Raw genomic sequence first — 14,652 nt, 5'->3', positions numbered from 1 at the left:
TTCAACCATTATAATTTATTGAACTTCTTTGCTCCCACAACATTAATGGTTAAATTGTAATTGAAAATGCGATACTATGCCCCTTAAGTTTACCCTTGTTTCTACCGTTTACAATGAAGCTCTTCGTTTACAACAAACCATTGACGAATTAAAGAAGCAAACTCTTCAACCATCAGAAATAATTATAACAGATGCCGGTTCTGCAGATGGTACATATGAGATTTTGTTAGCATGGCAAAAGGAGTCTGTAATACCAATTAAAGTACTTCAAAAAGAACGTTGTAATGTGGCTGAAGGCCGTAATATGGCAATACGCGAGGCATCATACGATTTAATAGCAAGTACAGATTTTGGTTGCCGTTTCCATCCGGAATGGTTGGAAAGCATTATCACACCGTTTAATGACCCCACAATTAAGGCTGTCGGCGGAGCTTTTGATGTGAAAGAGGAAGATTTAAATACACTTCCTGCAAAAGCAGCGTATTTATTATTTAATGGATATAAAGATGATATTTACGAGGAATGGTTTACGCCTACTTCGCGATCTGTAGCATATTATAAAGAGGTATTTAATAAGGTAGGAGGCTATTGCGAATGGCTAACTCTGGCAGCAGATGATACCATCTTCGGAAGGTTAGTTAAAAAAAGCGGATATCAATTTCATATGGTGGATAAACGCTATGTGTACTGGGGAAGACATGAAACGGCTACAGGATATTCAAAAGAAGCATTTAGATATGGCTTAGGAGATGGCGAATCCGGCATCAATAAACGCAGCACAATCGGTAAAGTCATAGAATTGGTATTGCGTACATTATTTGTTTGTATGTTGTTTGTTCTACCGCCATTCGTTTTGTTGAATAAATTAGACGGATGGTATTTGGCGACACTTTTGCCTACACTGGTTGGTTTTAAATCATATTATTATCATTTTAAAAACTGGCTGCGTCTACGCAATGAAAAGTATAATGTTGGCGTGTTTTTATACAGCTTCTATTTATTGGAACGTACCCGGATCAATTATTTAAAAGGGTACTATAAAGGATTTTTCAAATCACCTCAGTTCAGAAAAGATGGTGCAGCTAAATTAAAACAACAATTTTCGACCACATGAGAATTATTGTTTTAAATACGAATAGTTTTGGCGGAAATTATGAATATTCTCGTTGCATTGCGAATGAATACATCAAACACAAAGATGTTTCATCCTGTGTGGTATTGGTTCCTGAGAATGCAAGCAATAAGGAAGATGAGATTTTTAAAAAAGTTTTGATATCAGATGTTTTAAAAATAAAATCGGTTTTACTACGTAAAGGGTATTTCATTTATCGAAGCATTATTAATCCTCTTAAAGTATATCGTTATTTAAAAAATCAACCGGCATCCGTCGTTCTGTTTAATGATTACGAACAGATTACTTCCATCTTCTGGACACCCTTATTTAAGGGCTTGAAAAAGAAACACGTGTTTGCTGTTATTTTGCATGATCCGGATCGGGATAATTATCTTCCTTTCAAATGGCTTTCGGAATATACGATGCATAAGGTTATGCGTATAATGGATATTGCGTTTTATCATAAATATTTACCTGATAAAAAATATTATGCATTCAATATACCTAAAATAGATATCCCTCATGGCTTATATATTCATGAAACGTTTGATCATGAATTACATAATTTATTAGTGCAAAAAAAAGGATCGTCTCAGTTAATGGGTGTTATTGGTAACATCCGGGATGAAAAAAATTACACCCTTCTTATTGATAGTTTATTGGATTTGCCTCAAATGATCTTAGTCATTGCTGGCAACCCTTCAAATTCAGATGTTTCAATTGATGTGTATAAAAAACAGATTGAACAATTAGGCTTAGAAGATCAGGTTATTTGGATTGAAAAAAGATTGAGTGATGATGAAATTCAATCTGTGATAATCGCTTGTGATCTTATACTTTTATATTATAAACATTCATTTACCTCACAAAGTGGCATTTTGAATTTGATTGCGCCACACAAAAAGAAACTGATTGTAAGTGACGGAACCTCTGCACTGACGCGAACAGTAGAGAAATTTAAAATTGGAGAGGTAGTTCCAATGAATAAAGAAGCTTTTGTAGGTTCAGTTTTAAATGTACTGGATTTGAATAATAAAGACGCGCATATTGCCATGTGGGATGAATATCTTGAATATGCTAGTTGGAAATCGAATGTTGACACAGTGTTAAAACACGTAAATTCCTTATCAGATAAAAACGATACAGTATGATTCCGGTAGTTTTTATTCATAAAGGCAACAGCGCTTATTTATACAATACCTTTTTTCAGTTAAGGGCGACAAATCCAACTGTTCTTGCCTATTTAATAGGTACAAAAGAATCTGAAAAATATGAACCGTTAATTAAGCATGTAAACATACATGCTTTTGAAAAAGAGGCAAATGCTTTTGGCGAAATTTATCAGCACTTTAGTACCAATTCAATGGAGTTTGAATTGATCTGTATTCAACGTTGGTTTGTATTGAAGGAGTTTATGGTCAAGAACAATATTCAAAAATGTTTGTATCTCGATTCAGATGTTCTACTGTATGAAGATATTAAGGTACTTGGAGAGAAGTATGCTCATGCAGGAATGACCCTTTGTGGGATCTCGGGGCATACAAACTTTATTGATAAAGATGTATTGATTGATTTTTGTAACTTTATATATTCCATTTATACCAGTCCTGAGGCATATGCTGAGTTAGATGAATACTATAAGGCATTTATCTTGAAACATGGAGCAGGAGGAGTTTCTGATATGACCTTGCTTACAAAGTATATGGAAGCCAAACCGAATAATGTAATCAATATATATTTTACAGACGGACAAGCTACCTTTGACCCTGCCTTTGAAATAGGTCATGAATATTTTGTAATGAAAGACAATAGGAAATATTTCGAATTTATTAATAGTCTCCCGTATGGTATTCTGAAGGTGACAAATCAATATGTTCGATTTAATACGATACATTTTCAAGGAGCAAATGCTAAAAGAGAAATGCATAGTTTTATACCCATGCGGAATTTCGGTTTTTATTTAAATTCTCTTTATTTCAAAATAATTCTTTTGTCTCAAAAGGTGTTAAAGAAATTATAAAAGGCGGTAACTAAAGAATATTAAATCAATAGTTTTAAAATAGTTGCAGAGTGGATAAAGATCTGATTTACGTTATACTCAGTATAAATTTAGTGGCTTCAATAGTCTTCTATTTACAGAAGCGTTGCGAGATCCCTATATTTATTGCATTATTTAATATGATGGTTCAATACAGAGTTCTTTCTTTAGAATTAGGTTTGAGTCATTTTGTGAGTTTTAATTATCAGATTGATTTTGTATTCAACTTTGAAATTGCCTACACCGTTGCAGAGCTTATAATGATGGGAAGTACTATAATGATTTATACATTTATGTATTTCTATAAAGCTCCTGTAAAAAAAATAAAAGACTCAAACGAATTATTGAAAACGTTTTTACTCCAAAGAAAAACCTATATTTTCATTGGCTTGGGAGTGTTTTCTTTTTTTCAAATTGTTCTGCAGGATGTGGAAAATAGCTATAGCTATCTTACAAAGCTTGGTAACAGCTCCTTTATAATATTATTTTTAATGATATTCATTTATGCCAAGTCTTCTAATATTCAAGTGAAGATTGTATATGTTATATCATTTGTAATAGCAGCGTTTATTTCTTATAGTCCGGAGCTACGCTTTCAATTTTTGGGATGGATGATTCCTTGCGGTTATTTTATTACCCGTAATATCAAGCCGCTGCGTAAAATTTGGTTAATGGCATTGGGGCTATTTTTGATACTGGTCATCTTTTCAGCTGCACGCGTATTGCGCTATACAAATGCGGAAGCTCGTACGGTTACTGCAGAGGAATTATTTGAAGAGAGTGTTGATCGTATGGAAGAATCGGATGACGTTAATTTTATAGATGGCTTTATGATGATGTATCAAGTCTATCCTAAATATTTAGATTACAATTATGGCTTCGATCATTTAAATATTTTATTACGACCGATTCCCCGAAATTTATGGCCTGATAAACCATTGGCAGGTTGGTTTCAGAATTATCAAAAAAAATATGGATTGGAAAAGTCTACCATTGGTTTTTCCCCAACGTTATATGGGGTATTTTATGGTGAAATGGGAACAGAAGGTATAATTATATTTTCCATTTTATGGACATTTGGCTTAATTTGGCTATACCGTTATCTCAATCAGTTCAGCTCAGATTTATCCTGGATATTAACAGGTATTTTATTGACAGCTCTGATACCTATTTTCAGGAGTGGTGATTTACCGGGCGATGTAGCAATTGTATTAATGAGTTATTGGCCGGTAATAGTTTTCGTTCATTACTATCGCAAATTTTTAAAGAAATCAAATAAAGCCGTTCAAGAGATTCCCGAGACTACGAATAGTTGATATTTTTAAGGATTTTCATCTAACAACTTAGAAAGCTTAGCTTTATCTGTTTCTGATAAATTTATTTTTCCAAAAACAAAGCAATAGGCCTTATAATTCATTCCTTCAAAATGAATGACAGATTTCAAATATTGAGCACTTTGAAATGCATTCAGGCATACAAATAAACAAGCGACAAATCCAATGGCGACTTTCAATAAAAACTTTTTTGATAAAATGAAATCAAAAAAAGCAGTCATTGGAAACGCTAAAATTGCATATGTTTCAACCAATGCGCGCATTCCAAAGGAACCACCATACCACCAGCATCCCCAACTAGCTGTAACGTATATATACGTAATTAAAAAGCATACAAATGCTATGAATAAGGGAGGCGCATTTTGTTTAAATTTTCCTAATCCTAACAATGCAAATACCAATATTGGAGTGTATATAAACAACCCTTTTTTGAATCCTATCAAAACTTCGATAATGTGAGGGTGCAGAAAATCAAATCTTTCATCTCTGTAACTATAATAAATATAAGAGCCGGTTGTTAATTTCCAGTAAATAAATAACGTGGAAACTATGATTGAAAAAACGATAAGGCCTATTAAAATATTCAACCACTGTGAGAGAAATAGTTGAAGTTGAGTAAGTAAGCTTTTGTAATTGTATAAGAGTGGAATTAAAATAAATTGAAACGCTGTTGGGCGTATAATTGTTGATAAACCGATACAAAAGAATACTATTAAAGTACTTTTTAATGTAGGTTTATTATGCCAGATGATTGAGTAGTAAATAATGATTGAAAGTAGGGTAAATAAATATACGTGAGGCATATTGCCTGCAAAAGTGGAATAGAAAAGCAAATTAGTTCCCAGTGTTAGTGCACAGATCGTTAGTATTATTGCTGTATCATTAAAATAAAATCGCAAACTTTTACTCAGATAATGCAAGCCGATCCCCAAATATAAAATAGGGTGAAAGGCCATAGCAATAAGATACAAAGTTGAATATCCATCAGCGGTATAGCCAAACAATAAGGATGCAAAATGAGCGAGCAGAAAAAAAGGAAGGTATGCGAAAGCCAGACCTATCGGGTATTTATTTATGTATCCTGTATTGTCCTCCTTTGAATATGTATATCTGCCTGCATGGAGTATTTCAGGATTTTGGGATAAAAAAGCAGCATTAACATCATGATAAATAAGGATGGAAGGTAAATATAAATAGTACCCTGAAACATCATGTTTAATTGGAGAACGGTTAGAACCAACCCATGGTTTATATGTGAAAATTACTAAGGTAAACAAAAGTGTTATGCACAGTATACTTAACTTAACGTAATCTTTTTTAACTTGGATAGTTGATGACATGTTTAATAGTATAAGGAACTTGATATATGAATTGCCATGTTCAAAAGAATATGGATTTGTATAGGTAAATAAAATCTTTCCTCTAATTATGAAAACACAAATTAGGGAATTGAGTTAGTAATTAGAAATTTATCTAATGTAATAAAAATAACGTGCAGAATCCTAAAGTTATTTGTATCCATATAGGCGCCCGTGCTCATTATTTGATCCCTAAATCATTAGAGCAAAAGGGTATATTGCGTACATTGATAACGGATACCTGGGTCGGTTCGGGCTGGCTGAGAAAATTGCTTTCCTTGATTCCCGTTACATCAATAAAATCACTGGCAGGCAGGTACAGTTCGTCTATTCCTTCTGCACGTGTGTATTCGTTCGGCAGTAGTTTTTTATTGTTTGAATTCTTTCTTCGGCTTAAGTATGTGTATAGCTGGAAATCAACCATACTGCGCGATCAAAAATTTGAGACGGAAGCGCTCAAAAGAGTAAAAGAAATTCCGGATCCACAAGTAATACTAGGGATCAGCTATACGTCCCTCAAATGCTTTGAATATGTCAAAAGTAAAGGTATTAAAACGGTGCTGTATCAAATGGATCCCGGCATTGAAGAAGAAGAATTGGTTGCTGATTTAATAAATAAATACTCCGTAGAAACAACCTGGCAAAGAGCTCCACAATCGTATTGGGATCAATGGAAAAGAGAGTGCGAGTAGTCAGATGTGATTTTTGTAAATTCAGCGTGGAGTAAAAATGCCATCGTAAAACAAGGTGTTGAAGAAACGAAGATCAAGGTCATTCCGTTGCCCTATACCATTGAAAAAAAACATACTGATTTTAAAAGAACATACCCAGCATCTTATACAAAACAACGGCCTTTACGTTGTTTGTTTTTAGGGACTTTAGCGGTACGTAAAGGAATACATCTTGTGATTGAAGCTGCAAAGCAAATGGCAGATTGTCCGGTCGAATTTATTTTTGTTGGTAGAAATGAAATGGATGCATCGGAATTTGCATTGCCCAATATTCAATACAAAGGTATTTTAACAAGAGAAGAAGTAGATATTGCTTATCAACAAACAGATGTTTTTTTATTCCCAACCTTTTCAGACGGGTTTGGTTTAACGCAATTGGAAGCAATGGCCTGGCAGCTGCCTGTTATAGCAACAAAATTTTGCGGAACGGTTGTAGAACATGGTAAGAACGGATGGATAATGGAAAATGCAGGCGCTGTTTCACTGGTGAATATTTTAAATGAAATACTCAGTAATACGGAAGTATTATCAAACTATTCAAATCAATGTTTGTCCAGAGTGCAAGCATTTTCAACAGAATCATTTGCTTCAGCGCTTTCTGAAATCCTAAACAGTGATCAGTAGTCAGTAAACAGTCCGTTGAATTATAAATTATAAATGGATTCAATCGGTGGTTGACCGAGGATGGTGGAAAGCCACATTGTGTACAACAGATAATGATTGTGATAATATAAGAACAGTATGAAAAAGCAGTCCATTTTACTTGTTTGGGATCGAATCGGAGATTATCATTTAGCACGCGTGAAAGCATGTGAAAAGGTATTCAAAGGTGCTGTATATACCGCAGATCTTGCAGGTTCAGATGCGCTCTATAAATGGGATAGTGTTGCCAATTCAACCCACACGCTGTTGTCAAATCTACCTGTAGAACAGAAAGATCTTATCGGACGATTTAAAGCATTCAGAAAAATCATTAAAGCGAATGATATAGGTTTCGTGGCGATGCCATACGGGCGGAGTGAGTACCATTTGTTTTTATTGTATGCAAAGTTAGTTGGTGTACGTACGCTTATATTTTCAGAGTCATGGTATTCGCGCGGGAAAGTAAAAGACCGTTTGAAATCCTACCTGTTGAAATTCCTAGGAGATTATTTCTTTGTTTCCGGAGCAAGAGCCTATCAACATTTTACTCAAAATTATTTCATTGATCCGGCTAAGATCATTCAAGGCTATAGTGTAGTAGATAATGCACATTTTGCTACGCATGAAAATATCGGCAGGGTGCAGGATAAAAAACAGATCATTTGTGTAGCACGTTACAGCGAAGAGAAAAATTTATTGGTATTAATAAAAGCGTTTGCAGCATCTGATCTGATAAAACACTATGTATTAAAAATAGTAGGAGATGGTCCCTTGAAGGCATCGCTAAAAGAATATATACACAAAGAGCACTTACAAGAGAAAGTAGAATTGTCGGGCTGGGTTAACTATAAAGCCCTTCCTGAGTTATATGCGGAGTCTGCTGCATTTGTATTAGCAAGTACGTTCGAACCCTGGGGCCTGGTCGTAAACGAAGCCATGGCAGCCGGATTGCCTGTTATACTATCTGATCAATGCGGATGCCTGCCAGAATTATTAGAGCCGAATAAAAATGGGTTTTCGTTTAATGCAGAACATCTACTTGATTGTACCAATGCATTGAATAAATTTGCCAATCTGAATGCAGATGAAGTAGTGCAATTTGGTAATCATTCAAAGATGCTTGTTGCACGTTTGACTCCGGAAACATGGGCAAACCATGTGAAGGGGATTACGGATTAAGCTCTGCTCCGCATGTGCAACTAATTCGAAGATCCATAGAAATACTCTCTTATGTATGTAATTCAGGTATAGCAGACTCACTCATTTGGAAGATTTTAATGATAAATGTCACTAATTTCATTTTGATACGCTTGTTGAATCCTTAGCGCTCACGTTCAGACCTTAGCAATAGTTGCATAGGTTTTCAATACAAATTTTATTTTTTAACTTTTTGAGCGGTATCCTTTTTCTTAATAATTGTTTAATTTTGGGATCAGTTCGAGTGGTACATGAAAATATTAATGATAGGGCCTTTCCCGCCTGCAGTAAATGGGGTAACCGTAAGCAATGATTTTTTATATAAATGGTTAATTTCCAAAGGCGAAAAAGTATCCTATATTAATACAGAAACCGGCTTGATTGCATCCAGACAAGGAGATAAGATAAGTTTATCAAAGATCATCACGTTCCTAAGCATTTATAAGCACATCCTGAAAGTATTGGGTAAGTCAGTCGTGTATATGGCTATTGGACAAACATTTTGGGGACTTGTTAAATATTCGCCGTTTATTGTTTTATGCAGGTTGATGGGTATACCCTATATTTTGCATATTCATGGAGGTTATGTTTGCAAGGCTTATGAAAAAATGAGCGCTTCCAAAAAACAGTTGTTTAAAAATTTATTACAAGGGAGTAAGACTGTCATAGCTCTATCTACAGGCCTTTCGAATGACTTGAAGGAAACCTTTCCTAAAGCGAATGTAGAAGTCGTAGAGAATTTTTATGATCCACGTTTGATTGGGAAAAGTACAGAACGCAGTAAGAATGAGAAAACGCGGTTTTTATTTTTAAGTAATCTTATGTTGGGTAAAGGCATACTGGATTTTTTGGATGCATTACGTATCTTAAAAGATAAAGAGATCTTGTTTGAGGTAGCAATTGCCGGTGGTTTGGAAAAAGGTATCCACGATACACTTCAACAAAAAGTAAATGAATTAGGAGACAGCGTACATTTTTTTGGCTTAGCAGATTTTGAAAAGAAAAAAGAGCTGTTGTATTGGTCGGATGTATTTGTATTGCCAACATGGTACATCATGGAGGGGCAGCCTTTAAGCATCATTGAAGCATATGTAACAGGTAATGTTGTTGTATCGACTCATCAGGGAGGTATTGCAGATATCAGTGGCTATGATTCATTTTTTAAAACCGAAGCGCAGAATGTTTCTGCTCTTGCCGATTCACTCGTTCATGTAACGAAACAATTACCTGAGTTGGATAATAGTTTATTGGTAACAGCTCAAGCCGCTCAAAAGCGTTTCAATCCCGAAAATTTTCTCTTTAAAATAGAAACAATTCTGAAGGGTTCTTCAAAGAAAATCTGATAGTAATATTCCGAAAAAAGTAAAAGATTAAGTCTGGCAGAATAGATTTTTAGGTCAGCAACACGATGAGATAAGCGTGTAATGGTGATTTTTTGAATGCTTGCATAAATCTAATAAGTTCTTAAAAAACCATATTGAAGTTTCCTATTTAAATATGAGTTTTTGAATATTGATTTTCCTTGAAATAAGAAGGATAATCGGAGTTGTTAAAACTGGACTATTTCATGTTTTAACTCAACAAATTTGCTAATTTATTTCTATCCAGATAGTTTCCAGGTAATGGATGCGTGCTTAAAGCAGTTCTTAAATCGGCTTTGATTTTCTTTTGAGTCTTAATAATTAAATTATATTTATATAAAATAGGATGAAATATTGCTATTGGGTTTGTTTAAAAAAGAGTAATTAAAAAAAATGTATAAATCCCTAATATAATTTTTTATAGATTGAAAATAGTGTAATATTGTTATAACTAAACATACTTAACATTATAGTGGGAAAACTTCATTTATTTTTAATACTAACCCTTTTTCTTCTTGCGGCATCTTGTATCAGCATTAAAAAGCAGACGTATTTTCACGGGGATATAACTACATCTTCAACCGATAGTTTTAGCAATCCTATTAAATACTATCAATTAAGACCGGGGGATATTCTTTATATCAAAATTATCAGTGTTGATCCACGTTTGAGCGCATTCTTCAACACCGATATGGGGACTTCAGGAGGTAATGTGCAGGTTACTCCGGGAAATTTATACATTCAAGGGTATTTGGTAAATGATAGCGGATACGTAGAATTACCTATTTTAGGTGATATCGAAGCAAAAGGCAAAACGTTGAATGAAGTCAGAGCGGATGTAACACAACAGGTGAATGCGATGGTTTCTCCGTCAACAGTTATTGTTAAATTTGCCAGTTTTAAAGTTGCTGTTTTGGGTGAAGTAACAAGACCCGGAGATGCATATTTTTCAAATGAACGCGTAAGTATCCTGGAAGCATTGGCGTCTGTTGGTGACTTAACCCTTACAGGTAAACGTTCTCAGATAGAAGTTATTCGTCAGCACTTAGATGGCTCTTTTGAAAGGGGCATATTAAATCTGAATGATGTCAATGTGGTGCATTCTCCTTATTATTTTTTACAACCCAATGATATTGTGTATGTACCACCCACTAGAACACTTGCTTCTAAATTTAACTTAACCAACTTATCTATTGCATTTGCAGGGATCTCTGCGTTAGTTTTAATTTTAACCTATTTGAATAAATAATCTTAATGGAAAACGCACAGAATAATTTTGCAGATACACATCAAGAGAAAATTATTGATTTTTATAAAATCTATAAAATAGGGCAAAGACGTTGGTATATTTTTATTTTATCCCTGGCTATTGCTTTAGCAACCGTATATGTTTATTTGAAGTATGCAATTCCAGTATACAGTGTATCTACAAAAGTTTTTATTAAAGATAAATCCAGTGAATCATTAGGCTCTTCCGGTGATATTATTTCCGGAATGAATATGTTTCAGCCATTCCGCAATCTCGAGAATGAAATTTTTGTAATGAAATCGACAAGCGTGGTTTACAAAACCATTGAACAATTGAATTTTGATTATTCTTATTTTCATATGGGATCAATCAAAGATGTTGAATCATATCCGAATAATTTTTATTATGTAGTGCCCGACTCATTGTCTCCGCAGTTTATCAATACTAAAATTTATTTAAAGCCAACAAGTGAAACAACGTTTAGCATCTGGATAGAAGCTGCAACCAGGGCAAACATATATAATATTCTAACGGAGAAAGTAGTAGAAGGAATTACGATCAAAAGTGAAAGTAAAACGGCTACATATGGTGTTCCTATTACCTTGGGCGAAAGTAAATTTACAGTATATAGAGATACTACATTATCCATTCCAATAAATACAGAAAACGGATATTATTTTATTTTTAATGATAAAGCATCATTAGCCAGAGAATGGAGAAAAATTGATGTGTCTCAAATTAATAAAAAGGCGTCTATTCTACAGGTATCTGTTAAAGGAGCGAACGTGGATAAAATTGTTGATTTTGCAAACATGCTGAGTCGCGTGTATATCCAAAACGGGCTGGATGAAAAAAATCAGATCGCTTCCAATACGATCAGTTTTATAGATTTTCAATTACGCATCATTAAAGACTCATTGAATGTAATTGAAAACGATCTGGAAAGTTTCCGTTCGAAAAATAAAGTAATGAACATCAGTTCCGAAGCTGCAGTAGATTACGAAGCATTAAAAAGCTTAGAATCAGAACGCGCACATTTACTAATCCGACAAAAGTATTATCAGTATTTGCGTGATTATACTTCCGCAGAAAAGGATTATACAGCCCTTGTTGTGCCATCCACATTAGATATCAATGATGTAACCTTAAATCGTTTGATCGGCGAATTGCTTACCCTTGCAAATGAAAAACAGGCGCTGACGAAAAATAATCCGTCTAGTAACAATCCGTTTGTTGCAAATCTGGATAGTAAGATCAAGTATACAAAAGATGCGTTAATTGAAAATTTAAATAACCTGAATAAAGTTTCTGTAATTACGTTAAAGGAACTGGATAGGAATATAGCAAGCATTCAATCTAGTTTGGGACGTCTTCCCGTTGTTGAAAGAGAATTTATAAACATTGAACGTAAGTTTAATGTGAATGATGAAATCTACAGTTACCTGCTTCAAAAAAGAGCAGAGGCCAGCATTGCCAAGGCTTCCAGTACGCCTGATAATAAGGTGATCGATATGGCAACAAAATACGATGCAAGAAAAATATCTCCCAATGTAAAATCATTGTATATCGCAGGTATATTTTTAGGATTATTAATTCCCATCATCATTACATTGGTATTGTATTATCTCGATAATAAAATATATACCAAAGAAGAGGTAGAAGAATACACGAAGGTACCATTCTTAGGTTCTGTCGTACACAATGAAGAGAATGATGGTAAAAATGTATTGGACAGTCCTAAATCGGGTTTGTCCGAGTCGTTCCGATCCATTAAAGTAAATATTGAATTTTTGAATAAACAAACAACGGGTTTAGTTATTGGTGTTACTTCGTTCGTATCTGGAGAAGGGAAAACATTTGTTGCGCTAAATCTTGCATCCATCTATGCCATTGGAGGAAAAAAAGTTGTATTGGTTGGGATGGATTTGCGTAAACCGCGTATTGATAAAGAGATCTTTGAAAACAAAGATGCAGGTTTATCCAATTATCTGGCTGGGATGAGATCCATTAAGGATATTATTTATCCTACAGCGTTAAATGAAAATCTTTTCTTTATACCATCAGGTGTTATTCCTCCAAATCCATCAGAATTACTAAGCAGTAAACGTATGGATGAACTGCTGGAATATCTGAAAAAAAATTACGATATTATTATACTGGATAGTCCTCCAGTAGGTCTGGTTGTCGATTATCTGAATGTGGTACGTAATATTGATATTTCCCTGTATATCGTCCGTCAAGGTGTTACGGTAAAACAGTCGCTCTACATCATTGATGATTTCTATCGTGCAGGAAATATGAAAAATTTAGGGATCGTTTTAAATGATGCCAAACGCGATTATAAGAATTATTATAGTTACGGTATGGGCTATTATTATGGTCAGGATAATGGCTATTATGGGTATGAAGAATCAACGAGGAAAAGTGCCTGGAAAAAATTTAAATACAAATACATCACTCGTAAGAAAAAAATCTAATACCCTATATGCATTTCTGCAAGAAATGCATATAGGGTATCTAATCAACAGCTGTAGGTAAATGATTGTTTATTCGCTTAAAATAGGATCTATTCGAAAAGAAACTGATGATGCAGTTACGTTATCATTTAAACAGCCGGGTCTAAAAAAAATCAAATATCAGGCAGGTCAGTATTTGACACTGATCTTCAGAATAAACGGACGCCGCTATATTCGTCCTTATTCCTTTTCTTCAACCTTCGGAATTGATTCAACATTAGATGTAACCATTAAACGTGTTCCCGGAGGCATTGTATCCAATCATATTCTGGATGTAGTGAAAGAAGGTGATTCGGTAGAAGTGATGGAGCCTATGGGAGATTTTATAGTTCCTGTAGCAGATAAAGCGGCCGATAAACATCTTGTTCTGTGGGGTGTAGGCAGCGGGATAACACCATTATATTCTATATTAAAAGATACGTTAGTTAATCATTCAAATAAAGTAACATTGATCTATGGTAACCGAAGCCATTCGACAGTTATTTTTAAAGAAGCTCTTGAAAAACTTAAGAAGGATTACCCGGATAGATTTACCTGTATTGAATTTCATACCCGACCTGAAATAGATAGTGCAGGCACACACATTATTGAAGGCCGCATTCAGCCTTCAAAAGCATTTGAATACATCCGGTCAGTATCTTCGATTGAACATACCAGCCATTTTATTTGCGGGCCTTCAGGCTTAAAGGATTCTGTAAAGACAGCGCTTGCTGAAACGCATGTGTTATCTGATAATATATACTCAGAAGATTTTGAGATTGTTAAAAATGAAGAAGATTTCAAATTCATACAGACGCAATCCATCCGGATCCGAAAAGATAATGAAGAATTCACTGTAGAAGTAATTAAAGGAAAAAGCATTCTCGAAGCGGGCCTCGATGCGCTGATCGAACTGAATTATTCCTGCCAGACAGGAAATTGTTCCGTTTGTAAAGGCCGTTTGATACAAGGTGAAATCAAAACGATCGGAGTGAAAGAAATTTCAAAAGATCTTATTGAAAATGAATATTTGCTTTGCTGTTCGTATCCGGTTACAGGGGATGTTGTAGTAGAAATATAGTTGCTGGTTGCTAGTTTCTAGACGATGTAAATAAAGGTGGCTTACGACCTCA

At 34.6% G+C, this 14,652-nt stretch carries 12 protein-coding genes; 11 read left to right on the top strand and 1 reads right to left on the bottom strand.

The genetic code is table 11. The features are described 5' to 3' along the window. The first annotated feature begins 76 nt into the window (after positions 1–76). From A3EE_RS0108660 to A3EE_RS0108645, 4 genes are all read left to right on the top strand, one after another. The gene (locus tag A3EE_RS0108660) at positions 77–1,114 is read left to right on the top strand and encodes a glycosyltransferase (RefSeq protein ID WP_018343055.1); all 1,038 of its coding nucleotides are present in this window, start codon (positions 77–79) and stop codon (positions 1,112–1,114) included. Further along, positions 1,111–2,265 (top strand): glycosyltransferase, encoded by a 1,155-nt coding sequence (locus A3EE_RS0108655; protein WP_018343054.1) that lies wholly within the window; start codon positions 1,111–1,113, stop codon positions 2,263–2,265. The genes A3EE_RS0108660 and A3EE_RS0108655 overlap by 4 nt, the downstream gene beginning before the upstream one ends. Continuing rightward, on the top strand, positions 2,262–3,134 hold the full coding sequence (locus A3EE_RS0108650; RefSeq protein ID WP_018343053.1) for a hypothetical protein: 873 nt from the start codon (positions 2,262–2,264) through the stop codon (positions 3,132–3,134). The genes A3EE_RS0108655 and A3EE_RS0108650 overlap by 4 nt, the downstream gene beginning before the upstream one ends. A 158-nt stretch (positions 3,135–3,292) precedes the next feature. Continuing rightward, positions 3,293–4,468 carry a hypothetical protein gene (locus A3EE_RS0108645; RefSeq protein WP_245553819.1) on the top strand — a complete coding sequence of 392 codons (1,176 nt, stop codon included), beginning with the start codon at positions 3,293–3,295 and terminating at the stop codon, positions 4,466–4,468. Between the two features lie 5 nt (positions 4,469–4,473). Here the strand turns inward: A3EE_RS0108645 and A3EE_RS0108640 are convergent, their stop codons facing one another. After that, positions 4,474–5,826 carry a hypothetical protein gene (locus A3EE_RS0108640; protein WP_018343051.1) on the bottom strand — a complete coding sequence of 451 codons (1,353 nt, stop codon included), beginning with the start codon at positions 5,824–5,826 and terminating at the stop codon, positions 4,474–4,476. Positions 5,827–5,978: 152 nt separating this feature from the next. Between A3EE_RS0108640 and A3EE_RS21320 the strand changes: the two genes are divergently transcribed. From A3EE_RS21320 to A3EE_RS0108610, 7 genes are all read left to right on the top strand, one after another. Next, the gene (locus A3EE_RS21320) at positions 5,979–6,536 is read left to right on the top strand and encodes a hypothetical protein (protein ID WP_157446944.1); all 558 of its coding nucleotides are present in this window, start codon (positions 5,979–5,981) and stop codon (positions 6,534–6,536) included. Positions 6,537–6,542: 6 nt separating this feature from the next. After that, the gene (locus tag A3EE_RS21315) at positions 6,543–7,199 is read left to right on the top strand and encodes a glycosyltransferase family 4 protein (RefSeq protein WP_018343049.1); all 657 of its coding nucleotides are present in this window, start codon (positions 6,543–6,545) and stop codon (positions 7,197–7,199) included. A gap of 117 nt (positions 7,200–7,316) precedes the next feature. Continuing rightward, a complete protein-coding gene (locus A3EE_RS0108630) occupies positions 7,317–8,396 on the top strand; it encodes a glycosyltransferase family 4 protein (RefSeq protein ID WP_018343048.1) in 1,080 nt (359 codons plus the stop codon). 269 nt (positions 8,397–8,665) lie between these two features. After that, entirely contained in the window at positions 8,666–9,757 is a 1,092-nt protein-coding gene (locus A3EE_RS0108625; protein WP_157446943.1) for a glycosyltransferase family 4 protein, read from the top strand. A 490-nt stretch (positions 9,758–10,247) separates the two neighbouring features. Next, the gene (locus A3EE_RS20300; RefSeq protein WP_018343046.1) at positions 10,248–11,024 is read left to right on the top strand and encodes a polysaccharide biosynthesis/export family protein; all 777 of its coding nucleotides are present in this window, start codon (positions 10,248–10,250) and stop codon (positions 11,022–11,024) included. Positions 11,025–11,029: 5 nt separating this feature from the next. Next, positions 11,030–13,501, top strand: a complete 2,472-nt coding sequence (locus A3EE_RS0108615) for a GumC family protein (protein WP_018343045.1) — start codon at positions 11,030–11,032, stop codon at positions 13,499–13,501. A gap of 61 nt (positions 13,502–13,562) precedes the next feature. Continuing rightward, on the top strand, positions 13,563–14,600 hold the full coding sequence (locus tag A3EE_RS0108610) for a ferredoxin--NADP reductase (protein WP_018343044.1): 1,038 nt from the start codon (positions 13,563–13,565) through the stop codon (positions 14,598–14,600). Positions 14,601–14,652: the final 52 nt, after the last annotated feature.

It is taken from the genome of Cytophaga aurantiaca DSM 3654 (genome assembly GCF_000379725.1).
Taxonomy (GTDB): Bacteria; Bacteroidota; Bacteroidia; order Cytophagales; family Cytophagaceae; genus Cytophaga; species Cytophaga aurantiaca.
The sequence above is the reverse complement of the archived record's forward strand: the minus strand, read 5'-3'. Positions and strand labels throughout refer to the sequence as shown.

What these genes read in the sequence shown, in the direction of transcription:
- A3EE_RS0108625 (WP_157446943.1), top strand. Translation starts at nt 8,666, where the DNA reads ATGAAAATATTAATGATAGGGCCTTTCCCGCCTGCAGTAAATGGGGTA.
- A3EE_RS0108630 (WP_018343048.1), top strand. Translation starts at nt 7,317, where the DNA reads ATGAAAAAGCAGTCCATTTTACTTGTTTGGGATCGAATCGGAGATTAT.
- A3EE_RS0108650 (WP_018343053.1), top strand. Translation starts at nt 2,262, where the DNA reads ATGATTCCGGTAGTTTTTATTCATAAAGGCAACAGCGCTTATTTATAC.
- A3EE_RS0108660 (WP_018343055.1), top strand. Translation starts at nt 77, where the DNA reads ATGCCCCTTAAGTTTACCCTTGTTTCTACCGTTTACAATGAAGCTCTT.
- A3EE_RS0108615 (WP_018343045.1), top strand. Translation starts at nt 11,030, where the DNA reads ATGGAAAACGCACAGAATAATTTTGCAGATACACATCAAGAGAAAATT.
- A3EE_RS0108645 (WP_245553819.1), top strand. Translation starts at nt 3,293, where the DNA reads ATGATGGTTCAATACAGAGTTCTTTCTTTAGAATTAGGTTTGAGTCAT.
- A3EE_RS0108655 (WP_018343054.1), top strand. Translation starts at nt 1,111, where the DNA reads ATGAGAATTATTGTTTTAAATACGAATAGTTTTGGCGGAAATTATGAA.
- A3EE_RS0108610 (WP_018343044.1), top strand. Translation starts at nt 13,563, where the DNA reads ATGATTGTTTATTCGCTTAAAATAGGATCTATTCGAAAAGAAACTGAT.
- A3EE_RS0108640 (WP_018343051.1), bottom strand. Translation starts at nt 5,826, where the DNA reads ATGTCATCAACTATCCAAGTTAAAAAAGATTACGTTAAGTTAAGTATA.